The 14557-nt window shown below is 69.2% G+C and carries 16 protein-coding genes; 8 read left to right on the top strand and 8 right to left on the bottom strand.

Annotated features, from left to right (window positions below; translation table 11 throughout):
• Nucleotides 1–16 precede the first annotated feature (16 nt).
• Genes HPF_RS08270 through HPF_RS24045 form a run of 3 tightly spaced genes read left to right on the top strand, consistent with a single transcriptional unit; the run spans nucleotide 17 to nucleotide 2504 of the window.
• A complete protein-coding gene (locus HPF_RS08270; protein ID WP_133156296.1) occupies nucleotides 17–862 on the top strand; it encodes a hypothetical protein in 846 nt (281 codons plus the stop codon).
• A 32-nt stretch (nucleotides 863–894) separates the two neighbouring features.
• Complete coding sequence (locus HPF_RS08265) at nucleotides 895–1470, top strand: RNA polymerase sigma factor (RefSeq protein ID WP_133156295.1); 576 nt, start codon at nucleotides 895–897, stop codon at nucleotides 1468–1470.
• Complete coding sequence (locus HPF_RS24045) at nucleotides 1467–2504, top strand: ankyrin repeat domain-containing protein (protein ID WP_133156294.1); 1038 nt, start codon at nucleotides 1467–1469, stop codon at nucleotides 2502–2504. The genes HPF_RS08265 and HPF_RS24045 overlap by 4 nt, the downstream gene beginning before the upstream one ends.
• A 42-nt stretch (nucleotides 2505–2546) precedes the next feature.
• Here the strand turns inward: HPF_RS24045 and HPF_RS08255 are convergent, their stop codons facing one another.
• Nucleotides 2547–3548, bottom strand: a complete 1002-nt coding sequence (locus HPF_RS08255; RefSeq protein ID WP_133156293.1) for a GlxA family transcriptional regulator — start codon at nucleotides 3546–3548, stop codon at nucleotides 2547–2549.
• A 92-nt stretch (nucleotides 3549–3640) separates the two neighbouring features.
• On the opposite strand from HPF_RS08255, the gene HPF_RS08250 reads away from it, so the two are divergent.
• Nucleotides 3641–3985, top strand: a complete 345-nt coding sequence (locus tag HPF_RS08250) for a DUF2834 domain-containing protein (RefSeq protein ID WP_133156292.1) — start codon at nucleotides 3641–3643, stop codon at nucleotides 3983–3985.
• Between the two features lie 15 nt (nucleotides 3986–4000).
• Here HPF_RS08250 and HPF_RS08245 read toward each other — a convergent pair whose 3' ends face one another.
• Together HPF_RS08245 and HPF_RS08240 are read right to left on the bottom strand one after the other, a co-directional pair.
• Entirely contained in the window at nucleotides 4001–4984 is a 984-nt protein-coding gene (locus HPF_RS08245; protein ID WP_127803534.1) for a 2-hydroxyacid dehydrogenase, read from the bottom strand.
• Nucleotides 4985–4992: 8 nt separating this feature from the next.
• Nucleotides 4993–5340 (bottom strand): FKBP-type peptidyl-prolyl cis-trans isomerase, encoded by a 348-nt coding sequence (locus HPF_RS08240; protein WP_066150438.1) that lies wholly within the window; start codon nucleotides 5338–5340, stop codon nucleotides 4993–4995.
• Nucleotides 5341–5513: 173 nt separating this feature from the next.
• On the opposite strand from HPF_RS08240, the gene HPF_RS08235 reads away from it, so the two are divergent.
• On the top strand, nucleotides 5514–6323 hold the full coding sequence (locus HPF_RS08235) for a hypothetical protein (RefSeq protein ID WP_079364997.1): 810 nt from the start codon (nucleotides 5514–5516) through the stop codon (nucleotides 6321–6323).
• Between the two features lie 15 nt (nucleotides 6324–6338).
• On the opposite strand, the gene HPF_RS08230 is transcribed toward HPF_RS08235, so the two are convergent.
• The 3 genes from HPF_RS08230 to HPF_RS08220 all read right to left on the bottom strand — a co-directional run bounded on the left by HPF_RS08230 (nucleotide 6339) and on the right by HPF_RS08220 (nucleotide 8588).
• Nucleotides 6339–7067, bottom strand: coding sequence for a nitroreductase (locus HPF_RS08230; RefSeq protein WP_133156291.1), 729 nt, complete (start codon nucleotides 7065–7067; stop codon nucleotides 6339–6341).
• Nucleotides 7068–7140: 73 nt separating this feature from the next.
• The gene (locus tag HPF_RS08225) at nucleotides 7141–7593 is read right to left on the bottom strand and encodes an acyl-CoA thioesterase (protein ID WP_133156290.1); all 453 of its coding nucleotides are present in this window, start codon (nucleotides 7591–7593) and stop codon (nucleotides 7141–7143) included.
• Between the two features lie 26 nt (nucleotides 7594–7619).
• Nucleotides 7620–8588: a histone deacetylase family protein gene (locus HPF_RS08220; protein ID WP_206610753.1), complete on the bottom strand. Its 969-nt coding sequence runs from the start codon at nucleotides 8586–8588 to the stop codon at nucleotides 7620–7622.
• A 230-nt stretch (nucleotides 8589–8818) separates the two neighbouring features.
• Between HPF_RS08220 and HPF_RS08215 the strand changes: the two genes are divergently transcribed.
• A complete protein-coding gene (locus HPF_RS08215) occupies nucleotides 8819–9361 on the top strand; it encodes a phasin family protein (RefSeq protein WP_066150422.1) in 543 nt (180 codons plus the stop codon).
• A gap of 226 nt (nucleotides 9362–9587) precedes the next feature.
• Here HPF_RS08215 and HPF_RS08210 read toward each other — a convergent pair whose 3' ends face one another.
• Nucleotides 9588–10511, bottom strand: a complete 924-nt coding sequence (locus HPF_RS08210) for a patatin-like phospholipase family protein (RefSeq protein ID WP_133156288.1) — start codon at nucleotides 10509–10511, stop codon at nucleotides 9588–9590.
• Nucleotides 10512–10565: 54 nt separating this feature from the next.
• Between HPF_RS08210 and HPF_RS08205 the strand changes: the two genes are divergently transcribed.
• Together HPF_RS08205 and HPF_RS08200 are read left to right on the top strand one after the other, a co-directional pair.
• Nucleotides 10566–11606 carry an extracellular solute-binding protein gene (locus HPF_RS08205; RefSeq protein ID WP_079364993.1) on the top strand — a complete coding sequence of 347 codons (1041 nt, stop codon included), beginning with the start codon at nucleotides 10566–10568 and terminating at the stop codon, nucleotides 11604–11606.
• Nucleotides 11607–11694: 88 nt separating this feature from the next.
• Nucleotides 11695–12453 (top strand): 3-hydroxyacyl-CoA dehydrogenase, encoded by a 759-nt coding sequence (locus tag HPF_RS08200; protein ID WP_066150413.1) that lies wholly within the window; start codon nucleotides 11695–11697, stop codon nucleotides 12451–12453.
• A gap of 141 nt (nucleotides 12454–12594) precedes the next feature.
• On the opposite strand, the gene HPF_RS08195 is transcribed toward HPF_RS08200, so the two are convergent.
• Entirely contained in the window at nucleotides 12595–14538 is a 1944-nt protein-coding gene (locus HPF_RS08195; protein WP_133156287.1) for a GspE/PulE family protein, read from the bottom strand.
• Nucleotides 14539–14557 lie beyond the last annotated feature (19 nt).

Raw genomic sequence — 14557 nt, 5'->3', positions numbered from 1 at the left:
CCTTTCTGGAGTCCTCATGAACACCTCCCTGCGCCGCCTCGCCCTGTCCGCCTTCGCGGCAGGTGCCTTGTTGTCCGCCCTGCCCGCCCAGGCCATCGGCCGGCTCGCCGATGTCCACCTGATCGACCGCGACAGCGGCGAGACCCTGCCGGTCTACCGGTACCGGGGCGAACACTGGGTCGCCGGCCGGCCGGGCGCCCGCTACGCCATCTCGGTGCGCAATGCCCAGCCGAACCGCCTCATGGGCGTGGTCTCGGTGGACGGCGTCAATGTGGTCTCGGGTGAAACCGCGGCCTGGCACCAGACCGGCTACGTGCTCGGCCCCTGGCAGCAGTACGACATCACCGGCTGGCGCAAGTCCGACCACGAGGTCGCGGCCTTCCACTTCACCGCCCTGCCGTCGTCCTACGCCGCACGCACCGGTCGCCCGGCGCATGTGGGGGTGATCGGGGTGGCGCTCTTCCGTGAGAAGGCCCCGGCCCTGGAGCCGCTGCCGGAGCCGGTCTACCCGTCCTGGCGCGAGCGGCGGGAACTCAATGAAGCCGAAAGCGGCTCACTGGGCAGGGGCCCGCGCGGACGCGGCACACCCTCGGCCTGGGCCGCCGACTCGGTCGCCGAAGCCCGCCGCCCGGCACCAGCGGCGCCGAAGCTGGGCACCGGCCACGGCGAGCGCGAACACGACACCATCGGCCACACCACGTTCGAGCGCCGCAGCGACCGGCCCGAAGAGGTGATCCGCATCCGCTACGACAGCCGCGAGAACCTGGTGGCGATGGGCATCCTGCCGCCCGATGTGTCACCGCACCGCCCGCAGCCGTTCCCGGGGTCGCGCTCGCTGCGCTACGCACCCGATCCGGACTGAAGGCGTGACCACCGCCGCCCATAATCGCCCGCATGACCGCGGCCGACACGCCCTCCGACGAAGAACTCATGCAGGCCTACGCCCGCGGGGACATGCACGCCTTTGAAGCCCTGTACGACCGCCACGCCCTGCCGGTGTGGCGCTTCGTGCAGCGCAGCGTGCAGAACGCCGCGCTGGCCGACGACCTGGTGCAGGACGTCTGGTTCAGTGTGGTGCGCCACGCGCCGCAGTACGAGCCGCGTGCCAAGTTCCGCACCTGGCTGTTCACCCTGGCGCACCACCGCATGGTCGACCACTGGCGCACGCAGAAGAACCATGCCAGCCTGGACGCCGAGAGCGAGGACGGCAGCGCGCTGGCCGAGATGCTGGCGGCCGAGTCCGGCTTCGGCCCGGAGCGGCGGCTCGATTCGCGCGAGCTGGCGCAGGCGCTGCTGGATGCGCTGGCGGCACTGCCCGAGGTGCAGCGCGAGGCCTTCCTGCTGCAGGCCGAAGCGGGCATGAGCCTGGCCGAAATCGCGCAGACCACGGGCGCCAGCATGGAAACCGCCAAGAGCCGCCTGCGCTATGCCCGCGCCCGCCTGCGCGAGACCCTGGAGGCCCACGCATGAACCGCGACCACCTGCCGCCGACGCCCGACGACGCGCTGCTGCAGCGCTACCGCGAGGCCAATGCGCACGACATCGCGAGGCCCAGCGCCGCACTGCGCGAGAACGTGCTGGCGCATGCGCGCGCGGTCGCCGCCTCGCGCCTCGAAACGCCGCCCCCCACTGCGCGGCCGGCCGCCAACGACAGCACCTGGACCTGGCGGGCCCTGGGCAGCCTCGCGGTGATCGGCCTGGTCGGGCTGCTGGTGCTGCAGTTCGACCGCGGCACGCCGGAGGAGCAGGAACTGGCCCTGGGTGCCGGCAGCGCGCGCCCGGCCGCAGAAACGGCGGCGGCTCCGGCTGCACCGGCGGCTCCCGCCCAACCCGCGGAGTCCGCGGCGCCCCAGGCACAGCCGCCCCTACCGGCGTCACCGCAGCAGAAGCTGGCGTCGGAGGCGCAGACCCAGTTCATGAAGCGGCCGCCAGCGCCAACGACCACCGCTCCCGAGGCGGCGGACCGCATGGCCGACGCCGAGCCCGCGCAGGAGGCCGAGCGCGCAGCCCCCGCCGATTCGGCCGAAGTCGCTCCGCCACCGCGGGCGCCAGCGGCAGCGGTCGCACCGGCCCCCGCGTCCAAGGCCATGGCGCCCCAGGCCCCGGCCCCCATGCCCCGCGCCGCCACGGCGCCCGCGCCGGCCAGCGCCGGCAGTGCAACACCCGCAGGGGCCTCCCGCAACGCCGCCGAAGGGGTGCTGCGCGAGCGGCGGGAGAACAGCAGCGCCCGCCCGGCGCCACCGCCTTCGCCCCTCTTCGCCGCCATCGCGTCCGGCAACGTGGAGGCCGTGCAACAGCAGCTGGCCGAAGGGGCCGATCCGAACGCGCCCGACGCCACCGGCCGCACGCCGCTGATCGCGGCGGTGCGGACCGGCAACGAAGCGGTGGTGCGGCGGCTGCTGGCCGCAGGGGCAGACCGCACGCTGCGCGACCACAACGGCCTCAGCGCCGCGGACCACGCCGAACAAAGCGACCACCCGGGCCTGCTGCCGCTGCTGCGCTGAAAAGACGGGCCGCGGCCTGCACCGTCGCCGCGCCGGAGGCGTTCAGCCCAATGACCGGGCTGGGTCGGCCACGAGGCGCTGCCGCCGGACCTGGCGCGGCGTGGCCTCGGTCAGCCGCTGCAACATCCGGCGCAAGGCCGTGGCGTCCTGGTAGCCCACGGCGGCCGCCACCTGTTCCACCGGCAGGCGCGTGTGCTCCAGCAGGGCGCGCGCGCGGCGCAGACGCACGCTCTGGATCAGCGCCATGGGCGACTTGCCGGTGGCGCGCTGCACATGGCGCGCCAGCGTGCGGGTCGACATCGCGGCCTGCTGCGCCAGCATCGACACGGTCACCGGTTCCGGCCAGCGCGCCTCGATCTGCGCCACCAGCCCGCTGACGAAGTCGTCGCCCGCCACCAGGGCCTGGGGCACCACGTAGGGCGACTGCGCCGCACGGGCGTCGATCAGCAGCACCCGGCCGACCCAGTCGGCCAGCGCGTGCCCACCGTGCTCGCGCAGCAGGTGCAGCATCAGGTCGGTCTGCGCCAGGGCCGCCCCGCCGGTGGCGACAGGGCCGTCCACGCACACCATGCGGTCGGCGTCCACGCGGCAGGCGGGAAACCGCTGCTGCAGCAGGTGGGCCAGCCACCAGGTGGTGGTGGCGCGGCGCCCGTCCAGCACTCCCGCCAGACCCAGCACGAACACCGAGAAACACGACGCCGCCACGCGCCCGCCCGCGGCCACATGGCGGCGCACCGCCGCAGCCGTCGCCTGCACGCATGGGTTATCCAGGTGTTGCGCCAGTTGCGCGGTGTCGGCCAAACGCAGGCCCGGCAGCACCCACACCGAGGAGTCGGCGCCCGCGCGCCGCGGCAGGGGGCGGGTGTCCACGGTCAGGCCCATCGACAGCGCCACCGGGCCACCCGCAGGCGAAAGCACCCGCCAGGTCGGCGCCGGCACACCGCAGCGCGGCGCCATCACCTGGGCGGCCGACAGCATGTCCAGCGTCACGGCCACGCCGCTGGTCAGGCTGCCGGGCAGGACGATCAGGCTGAAATCGGGCATGTCTGAAATCGCTCCAAAGATGTCATTCCGGACACTTTAAGACCCGGCGGCGCCCGGGTCCAATGCGATCCATCGATTCAAGGAGCCGCCGCATGACAACACCGCCCCCAAAACCCATCACCCGCTGGTACCTGGCGCTGGCACTGGCCGGACTGGTGGGCACCTGGTTCTTCAACCTGCAGTACTTCCTGTCGGGGGGCAGCGTGGCGCCCGACCGCTTCTGGGCCGATGCCATGGTCAACCCGCTGACCAGTGCGATCACGGTCGACGTGTACCTGTCGGCGCTGGTATTTGCGGTCTGGGTGTGGCGCGAAACGGCGCCGCTCAGCCGCTGGCGGGCCCTGGCCTGGATCGCGCTGTGTTTCGGGGTGGGGCTGGCGGTCGCTCTGCCGCTGTACCTCGCGCACCGGGGCGTCGCCATCGCCCCTCGGCGCTGACTGGGCCGCAAGGCCTCAGCGGGGTGCGACGCGGTTGAGCGGTGTCTTCGCCTGCCCGGTGGTCAGGTAGGCGATCAGGTTGTCGGCCGCGAGCATGGCCATGGCCATGCGCGTGGGCAGCGTGGCGCTGGCGATGTGCGGCGTGAGCACCACGTTGGGCACGGTCAGCAGCGCGGGGTTGACCTGGGGCTCGCCCTCGAACACGTCCAGCCCCGCCGCCGCGATGCGTTTCTCGCGCAGCGCCGCGACCAGCGCGTTCTCGTCCACGATGCCGCCGCGCGCGATGTTGACCAGGGTCGCGGTCGGCTTCATCAGCGCCAGTTCGGCCGCGCCCACCGTGTGGTGCGCCGCGGGTGTGTAGGGCAGCACCAACACCACATGGTCGGCCTGTGAAAACAGGTCTTCGCGCGAGACATAACTCGCGCCACACGCGGCCTCTTTCCCGGTGTCGAGGCGCGAACGGTTGTGGTAGACCACCCGCATGCCGAAGCCGTGCGCACCGCGGCGCGCGATGGCCTGGCCGATGCGGCCCATGCCCAGGATGCCCAGCGTCGTGCCGTGGATGTCGGCGCCCGCGAACAGGTCGAGCGACCACTGCTTCCACTGGCCGGCGCGCAGGAAGTGTTCGCTCTCGGTGATGCGCCGCGCGGTCGCCATCAGCAGCGCAAAGCCGAAGTCGGCCGTGGTCTCGGTGAGCACGTCGGGCGCGTTGGTGGCCTGCACGCCGGCCGCCGTCATCGCGTCCAGATCGAAGTTGTTGTGGCCCACCGCGAGGTTGGCCACGATTTTCAGCCGCGGGCAGGCCGCCAGCAGCGCCGCGTCGATGTACTCGCTGCCGGTGGTCAGCACCCCGTCCTTGCCCTGCAGGCGCTCGATGAGTTCGACCGGGGACCAGACCACGCCGGGCGGCGTGGTCTCGACCTCGAAGTGCTCGCGCAGGCGCTCCACCACCTCGGGGAACACGGCACGCGCGATCAGGATGGCGGGGCGCTGGCTCATGTGCGTGCTCAGACGGCCAGCAGGTCGACTTCGAACAGCAGCGTGGCGTTGGGCGGGATCACGCCGCCGGCGCCGCGCGCGCCGTAGCCCAGCGCGGCCGGGATCACCAGGCGGCGCGTGCCGCCGACGGCCATGCCCTGCACGCCCTCGTCCCAGCCCTTGATCACGTGGCCGGCGCCGAGCGGGAATTCGAAAGGCTGGCCGCGGTCCTTGCTGGAGTCGAACTTGGCGCCCTGCACGCCGTCGTTGTAGAGCCAGCCGGTGTAGTGCACCTGCACGCGGCGGCCGGCCTGGGCGACCTCGCCGTTGCCGACGGTGGTGTCTTCATACTGCAGGCCGCTGGGGGTGGTGATCATGGTGTGTCCTCGGGTTGAAAAAACGGAAGACCGATTATTCCAGCCCGACACCGGCCCGGCGTCGGCACCACTTCAAACACCTGTTTACACAGGCTTTGCACGCCATGGGGCAAACGTTGACGCAGCCGCGATGTACTGCAGTCCTCGCAACCACCGGTCCCAGGAGACCCACGATGACCACCTCCACCCCCCTCTTCTCCCGCCGCCTGGCGCTGGGCGCCATCGCCGGCTCGGCCCTGCTCACCGCGTTGCCGGCCATGGCCGAGGGACGCCTGACCGACGTGCGCGTGATCGACCGCGACCGCGGCGCGGTGCTGCCGCTCTACCGCTTCCGCGGCGAGTACTGGGTGGCGGGCGAACCGGGCGCACGCTACGCCATCGAGCTGCGCAACGACAGCCGCGAGCGCCTGCTCAACGTGGTGTCGGTAGACGGCGTGAACGTGATCACCGGCGAGACCGCCGACTTTGACCAGGCCGGCTACGTGCTGGAGCCGATGCAGCGCTACGACGTGGCTGGCTGGCGCAAGAGCAAGCGCGAGATCGCGGCCTTCGAGTTCACCCGCCACTCGCGCTCTTACGCCGCGCGCACCGGGCGTCCGGACGACGTGGGCGTGATCGGCGTGGCGGTGTTCCGCGAGCGCGAGGCCTTCCACCTGCCGCGCCCGCCCCTGCCGCCCTTCCCGCCGTTCGATCGCAGCGCACCGGGCACCAAGTCCAGCCCGCAGCTGCAGGAGCGTTCCCACAACGGCGCGCAGGCAGGGCCCCAGCTGGGCACCGGCCATGGCGACCGAGAACGCGACCGCGTCGGCGAGACCGACTTCGAGCGCCGCAGCAACCGGCCCGACGAGATCATCCGCATCCGCTACGACAGCCGCGAGAACCTGATCGCGCTGGGTGTGATCCCGCCGGAGCGCCGCCGCTGGCGCGACCGGCCCAGCGCCTTCCCGGGTGCGAACCGGGGCTACGTGCCCGATCCGAACTGAGTTTGGCCCCCCCGCTCATTCCAGCCAGTGCGTGAAGCTGGACACCGGCTCGCGGGGTGTAATGAACCCATTCACCTTGTCGGCCGGGTCGGCGTAGCCCAGCGCCATGCCGCAGACCAGCATCTCGTTCTCGCCCGCACCGATGTGCGGCAGGATGATCTTGGCAAAGCCGTTCCAGGCCGCCTGCGGGCAGGTGTGCAGGCCGTGCCCGCGGGCGGCCACCATGATGTTCTGCAGGAACATGCCGTAATCCACCAGCGAGCCGCGGCCCATGACCCGGTCCAGCGTGAACATCAGGCCCACCGGTGCGTCGAAGAAGCGGAAGTTGCGCTGGTGCTGGGCGTGCATCTTGTCCTTGTCGCCCTTGGTGATGCCCAGCAGGCCATAGAGGCTCCAGCCGTTCTCGCGGCGGCGGTCGATGTAGGGGCTGACCCACTGCGTCGGGTAGTAGTCGTATTCCTCCCGGTACTGCTCGGCCAGCGAGGGGTCGGCGCGCAGCGCGTCGTGCGCGGCGCAGCACTTCTCCACCAGGCTGTCGCGGCTGGCGCCCTGCAGCACATACACCTTCCAGGGCTGGGTGTTGGTGCCCGAGGGCGCGCGCGCGGCGACCTCCAGCAGGTGCTCCAGCGTGGCGCGCGGCACCGGCTGCGGCAGGAAGGCGCGGGCCGACATGCGGCTGGTGATGGCGGCATCGACACTGGCGGCGTCGATCACGGGCGAGGTTGCCGGCGGGTTCTGGCTCATGGGGGTCTCCTGTGTTTGACGTTTACGTTAACGTCAATTATGGCAAGCGGTGCCGGTTTCTGCTCACCGGCGGTCAGGTGATGGTCTGCAGGGTGGCCTTGAGCTTGTCAGGCAGCGGCACCGGCCGGCGCGTCTCGCGGTCCACATACACGTGAATGAAGTGGCCACAGGCCGCCGCCAGCGGCTCCCCCTGGGCAAACAGGCCGACCTCGTAGCGCACGCTGGAACTGCCCAGGTGCGCCACACGCAGGCCGGCTTCGATGGTCTGGGGAAAGGCCAGCGGCGCGAAGTAGTTGCACTGGGTCTCGATCACCAGACCGATCACACCCCCGGCATGGATGTCCAGCGCGCCCTGCTCGATCAGCCAGGCGTTGACCGCGGTGTCGAACCAGCTGTAGTAGACGACGTTGTTGACGTGGCCGTAGACGTCGTTGTCCATCCAGCGGGTGCCGATGGAGCGGAACACGCGGTAGTGGTCGCGCGGCAGGGCCTGTGGTCGTGAAGCGGGGGCGGCAGGGACGTTCATGGCGGCGGATTCTGCCTGCGCGGTCTTCAGGCCGCTGTCACCGCCGCGCGTTCCCCGGCCCGCGCAGCCGCGGCCCAGCGGGCGTGGTACTCCAGCGCCACCCGGTAGGTGTTCATCTGCACCTGCACCGTGGATTCCATGTCGGTGCCATAGCCTCCGGCCATGGCGAAGGCCAGCGGCAGGCGGCGCTGCCAGGCCCAGTCCATCACCCGCCGGTCGCGCGCCTCCAGCCCGTCGAACGTGAGCTTCAGGCGCCCCAGCCGGTCGCCCTCGTGCGGGTCGGCGCCCGCCAGGTAGATCACCAGCCCGGGTTCGAACCGGCGCTCCAGCTCGTCCAGCGCGCGTTCCAGCGCTTCCAGGTACGGAACATCGCCGGTGCCGTCGGGCAGTTCCACGTCCAGGTCGCTCGGCTCCTTGCGGAACGGGAAGTTCTTCTCGCCATGCAGCGAGAGCGTGAACACCGAGTCGTCGTCCGCGAAGATGCGCGCCGTGCCGTTGCCCTGGTGCACGTCCAGGTCGACGATGGCCACCTTCAGCGGGCCGCGCGCGCGGTGCTGCCTTGCGTGTTCGGCCTGCATCAGGCGCGCGGCCACGGCCGCGTCGTTGAACACGCAGAAGCCGCTGCCCTTGTCGGCGTAGGAATGGTGGGTGCCGCCCGCGATGTTGGCCGCCAGACCTTCTCCGGACATCGCGGCGCGGCAGGCCTGGATGGTGGCGCCGACCGAGCGCCGCGCCCGCTCGGCCATGGCCGGGCTCCACGGGAAGCCGATTTCCCGCTGGGCGGCTGCGCTCAGCGCGCCGGTCTGGATCGCCTGGATGTACGCCGGGGCATGCACCAGCGCCAGCTCACCGTCGCTGGCCGGCAGGGCCTGGCCGAGCCGGATCTGCGGGCACTCGGCCGCCAGCCGCTCGCGCAGGCGCCCGTACTTGGCCATGGGAAACCGGTGCCCAGCGGGCAGCGGCAGGATGAAGTGGTCGGCATAGAAGACGTGCACGGCCCATTGTGGCCGGCGCATCAAATCCAGCCGGCGCCACCCGGTTTTAGAGAACAGCACCCAGATTGCTGCAACGCAACAAAAAAGCCTTGCATCCGTTCGTTCAGTCCCTATAATTCGAGCCATGTTGCAGCGCAGCAAAGCGAACGAAAACAACAGCGTCCAGACAGCGCGGTGTTCTCGAAGCAGCCTTCAACTGCCCTTTAAAACCTTCTACAGGAGCTAAATACATGTTGACCGCTGAACAAATCGTTGCCGCCCAGAAAGCCAACATCGAAACTCTCTTCGGCCTGACCCAGAAAGCCTTCGAAGGCGTGGAAAAGCTGGTCGAGCTGAACGTGCAAGCCACCAAGGCCGCTCTGAGCGAATCCGCCAACAGCGCCCAGGCCCTGCTGTCCGTCAAGGACGCCCAGGAACTGCTGACACTGCAAGCCAGCCTGATGCAGCCCCTGGCCGAGAAGACCGTGGCCTACAGCCGCCACCTGTACGACATCGCTTCGGGCACTGGCGCCGAGTTCGGCAAGGCCGCTGAAGCGCAAGCCGCCGACGCCCAGAAGAAGTTCATGGCCGTCGTGGACAACGCCGCCAAGAACGCTCCCGCCGGTTCGGAAACCGCCGTCGCCGTGATGAAGAGCGCCGTGTCCGCCGCCAACAACGCCATGGAGTCGGTGCAGAAGGCTGTCAAGCAAGCCACCGAAATGGCCGAAACCAACTTCAACACCGTCACCGCCCAGGCCGTGACCGCCACCAAGGCCGCCGCCAAGAAGCGTTGAACAACACAGGGTTCCTGCGGATGTTCTGACCTTTGACTTCGATCAAGGTCAGTACCATTGAACTCAAGCAGACTGGCGCCAGACCTGTGAAGGCGGCGCTGAACCCTCAGACCGTTTTTCTGGTTGTCTCCTCGGGTCCTTTTCGAAATTCCGATTTCATCGGACCCCTTCAAGCCCTCGCCGCAACGCGAGGGCTTTTTTTATGTCCGCGGCTGGCAGTGGCTGGTCAGTGGGGTTCTGCCGGGCGCAACCGCGCCAGCAGTTGCTTGAGCTTCGGCAGGGCCGCCTGCATCGCGGCCCGGCCCGCCTCGATGGACCGCTGGCGTGAGGCGAAATCGGCGCTGCCCACCCCCGCCAGCGAAGGCCGCACGACCACGTCGGCACGGGCCAGTTCCAGCCGGTTGATGCTCTGCCCCATGATGGCCGTGGTCTTGGGCAGCAGGCTGAACAGGCCGTTGGCCGGGATGTCCTGCGGATCGGCCGAAATGTCGATCGCCAGCACCACCTCGGCCCCCATCTCGCGTGCCTGGCGCACCGGCACGGGCGCCACGAGGCCGCCATCGACGTATTCCCGGCCGGCGATCGACACCGGATTGAAGACGCCGGGCACCGCGCTGGACGCGCGCACGGCCTGCGCGGTGTCGCCCCGGCGGAACAGCACGCCGCTGCCATTGGCGAGATCGGTCGCCAGGATGCCCAGCGGCAGCGCCATCTGCTCGATCAGCTTGCCATCCACCGCCTGCCGCACATAGCGCGCCAGCGCCTCGCCCCGCAGCAGGCCCCGGCTGGCCAGCGGCATGGTCCAGTCGGTCAGCAGCGCTTCGTCCATGCCCATCGCCACGCGCTCCAGTTCGGCGGAGCGCTTGCCGCTGGCATAGAGCGCCGCCACCAGGCTGCCGGCGGAGGTGCCCGCCACCACATCGGGGCGGATGCCGTTCGCCTCCAGCACCTGGATCACCCCCACATGGGCAAAACCCCGCGCCGCGCCCCCGCCCAGAGCCAGCCCGAGCCGCGGCGGGCGCTGGGGCACCTCCACCACGGGCGGGGTCAGTACCGGGGGTTCTGCGGGCGGTGCCACGGTGGAGCAACCAGCCAGCACGACCAGCAACATGGCATTGACCCAGATCAAGAACTTCTTATCAAGAACCATTCGCATTTGTGTTAGCATCCGCCGCAACTCATTCCCCACATTGAAAGACAACCCATGCGCTCATTCGCCTTGCTCCCGATTGTCCTGGCTGCCGCCACGTCCCTGAACGCCCTGGCCCAGGACAAGGTCCTGAACATCTACTCCGCCCGCCACTACCAGACGGACGAGGCGATGTACGAGAACTTCACCAAGACCACGGGCATCAAGATCAACCGCGTGGACGCCGACGACGCCGGCATCGTGGCCCGCCTGAAGGCCGAAGGCTCGGCATCTCCGGCCGACGTGATCCTGCTGGTGGACGCCGCCCGCATGGCCAGCGCCGACAAGGACGGCCTGTTCCTGCCGATCAAGTCCGCCAAGCTGGACGCTGCGATCCCCGCCAACCTGCGCGCCGACGCCACCAAGGACGGGGTAACCTGGACCGGCTTCTCCACCCGCGCCCGCGTGATCGTGTACGACCCGCTGCGCGTCAAGGCCGCCGACGTCGCCACCTACGAACAACTGGCCGACCCCAAGCTCAAGGGCCTGCTGTGCACCCGCTCGGGCTCGCATCCCTACAACCTCTCGCTGTTCTCGACCGTGGTCGAGCGTCTGGGCGATGCCAAGGGCGAGGCCTGGCTCAAGGGCCTGGTCGACAACATGGCGCGCGCACCCAAGGGCGGCGACACCGACCAGATCAAGGCCGTTGCCTCGGGCGAGTGCGGCGTGGCCATCTCCAACACCTACTACATTGCGCGGCTGGTCAAGTCGAGCAAGGCCGACGAAAAGGAAGTGATGGAGAAGGTGAAGGTGGTGTTCCCCAACCAGGGCACGACCGGCACGCACGTCAACATCGCCGGCGCCGCCGTGGCCAAGCACGCCAAGAACAAGGACAACGCCATCGCGTTCATGGAGTACCTGGCCAGCCCGTATGCCCAGGACTATTTCGCCAACGGCAACAACGAGTTCGCAGCCGCCAAGGGCGTGAAGATCGAGAACGCGGCCCTCAAGGCCATCGGTGGCGACAACTTCAAGGCCGAGCAGATTCCGCTGGGCGTGGTGGCCAAGAACATGGTGAAGGTGCAGCAGATGCTGGACCGCGTCGGGTTCAAGTGATCGACCGAAAGCCCGCTTCTCGCGGGCTTTTTTGTGGGCGATAATTGACGTTTACGTTAACGTCAATTCCATCCAAGAGGAGCATTCCATGGAAATCGCAGGCAAGGTCTTCATCGTCACCGGCGGCGCATCGGGCCTGGGCGAAGGCACAGCGCGCATGCTGGCGGCCAACGGCGGCAAGGTGGTGATCGCCGACATGCAGGCGGAAAAAGGCGAAGCGGTCGCCCGGGAGATCGGCGGTGCCTTCGTCAAATGCGACGTGAGCAACGAGGCCGACGGCCAGGCCGTGGTCGCCAAGGCCGTGTCCATGGGCAAGCTCATGGGCCTGGTGAACTGCGCCGGCATCGCCCCGGCCGAGAAGACCGTGGGCAAGAATGGCGCCCACTCGCTGGCCGTCTACACCAAGACCATCATGGTCAACCTGGTCGGCAGCTTCAACATGATCCGCCTGGCTGCGGACGCCATGTGCAAGAACGAACCCGAGGCCACCGGCGAGCGCGGCGTGATGATCTCGACCGCCTCGGTGGCTGCCTACGACGGCCAGATCGGCCAGGCGGCCTACGCCGCGTCCAAGGGCGGCGTGGTGGGCATGACCCTGCCGATCGCGCGCGACCTCGCTCGCAACGGCATCCGCAACATGACCATCGCCCCCGGCATCTTCGGCACGCCCATGCTGTTCGGCATGCCGCAGGAGGTGCAGGATGCGCTGGCCGCCAGCGTGCCCTTCCCCAGCCGCCTGGGCACGCCGAACGACTACGCCAAGCTGGCCAAGCACATCATCGAGAACGACATGCTCAATGGCGAGGTGATCCGCCTGGACGGCGCCATCCGCCTGGCGCCTCGCTGACAGGGCCCACCCCTGCCGCGCTGCACGCGCCCCCTCCAGGGGGCGATGCGAGTGGCCCGGCAAAGCCGGTTCCACCGCATCCTGGGTGGGATGTCTCGCGCCGGAGGGTTCTTCCCTGACCGTGCCAAGCTTCTGGCGAGCTCAGCGGTAAGCCGTGCGGGCCTGCTTGAGATCGATGCGGCCCCGCACCACCTTCTCCAGCGCGTCGTGGCGCAGGCTGCGCATGCCCTCGCGCACGGCAACATCGAAAATCTCGGTCGGTCGGGCACGGTCCTGGATCAGCTGCTTGACGCTGCGGCTGTTCTGCAGGATCTCGTAGATGCCCAGCCGGCCTTTGTATCCTTTGCCGCCGCAGTGGTCGCAGCCCACCGCGTGGCGCATCCGAACCTCGGCAGGTGTCGACACCCCGGCCGCCGTCAGCAAGCGGTCCTGCGCCTGTGCCAGACCCAAGTCGCTGCCCTCGCGGTATTCCTCCAGCAACGCCGTCCAGGCCGTTGCATCCAGCGGCCCAGGCTCGGAACAGTGCGTGCACAGGGCCCGCACCAGGCGCTGCGCCACCAGGCCCAGCAGAGAATCGGCGAAGTTCATCGGGTCCATGCCCAGGTCCAGCAGGCGCACCACACTCTCGCTGGCGTTGTTGGTGTGCAGGGTCGAGAGCACCAGGTGACCGGTGAGCGAGGCTTCGATGGCGATCTTCGCGGTCTCGGCGTCGCGAATCTCGCCGATCATGATGATGTCGGGATCGGCGCGCAGAAAGCTGCGCATCGCGCTTGCAAACGTCAGACCGATCTTGGCATTCATCTGCACCTGGCGCAGTCCGGCCTGCGTGATCTCGATCGGGTCCTCGGCGGTCCAGATCTTCTTGTCGGCGGTGTTGACCTCGGCCAGCATCGAGTGCAGCGTGGTGGTCTTACCCGAGCCGGTCGGCCCCACGGCCAGCACCATGCCGAAGCTGCGCTGCGAGAAACCGGCGATGGTGTCCAGGTCGCGCGGCTGCAGGCCCAGTTGCGACAGCGGGATCGGCTTGGCCGATTCCAGCAGGCGCAGCACCACGTCCTCCAAGCCATCGTGGGTGGGCATCACGGCCACGCGCAGCTCCAGCGCCGTGCCACCGAACTCGGCGAAGTCTATCTTGCCGTCCTGGGGGCGCCGCCGCTCGGCGATGTCCAGCCGCGCCATGATCTTGATGCGCGAAACCAGGGGCGCGCGCAGCTTGGCGGGCAGCCACAGGTAGGGTTCGAGATCGCCATCGCGGCGGAACCGGATCGCTGTCAGCGCCTCCCCGGGGTTGGACTCGATGTGGATGTCGGAGGCGTGCAACCGCTGCGCCTCCGCGATCATCTGGTTGACCAGGCGCACCATGCCGGCCGATTCGCTGGCAGAGGCCATCTGCTCGGACTCGGCCGCCGACCCGACCTCGACCATGGCCTGCATCACCAGGTCGTCCACCAGTGCATGACCGGCCACACTGGCCCCCCCTTGTGGAGAAAGGCGTCGGCGTGCCTCTTCAACGATGGCGGGTGCGCTGTGTGCATGGGCTGCCCGCTCCACCCGGTCCTGCACTTCGAGCCGCCGTTCAATGGCTTCACGACTGGCCCAGACCAGCTCCACCGTATGCCCCGTACAAGAACAGAGGGCGCGGTGCAGATCACCACTGGTGGGCGCCCAGGAGGCCACAAGGAACCGGTCGGCAGCCATGCCCAGCGGCAGCACGGTGTGGGCGTGGGCCACCCGCAAGGGGAGGATGTCGAACGCACCACGCTCCACCTCGAAACCCAGGGCCTCGACCTCGACCACCCCGGCCACCCGGGCCAACGCCCGCTGCAGCTCGTCGTCGGTCAGCACCATGCGTGTGACCAGTTCGTGCGAGCGCGACCGGAACAGATCGGGGTCCTCTGCCAGCAAGCCGTCCACGGTGCCCTGATCAAGGATGCGCAACCGCAGCAACGCCTCGCTCAGACTCACGATGGGCCACCGATGTTGCAACTCGAAAGCCTGCACCAGTTGCGTCAGGTTGTGCACGGGCCCCTGCACGGGCGGACTATGGTCGGGGGTTGGAGGGGCGGCGGTGCTTGTCAGCGTCATCAGGGTTTTCTCGTATCAG

Origin of the sequence: Hydrogenophaga pseudoflava (genome assembly GCF_004353865.1) — a bacterium.
In the GTDB taxonomy this organism is placed as follows: domain Bacteria; phylum Pseudomonadota; class Gammaproteobacteria; order Burkholderiales; family Burkholderiaceae_C; genus Hydrogenophaga; species Hydrogenophaga pseudoflava.
Note: the sequence above shows the minus strand (reverse complement) of the source record. Positions and strands in the feature narration are given on the sequence as shown.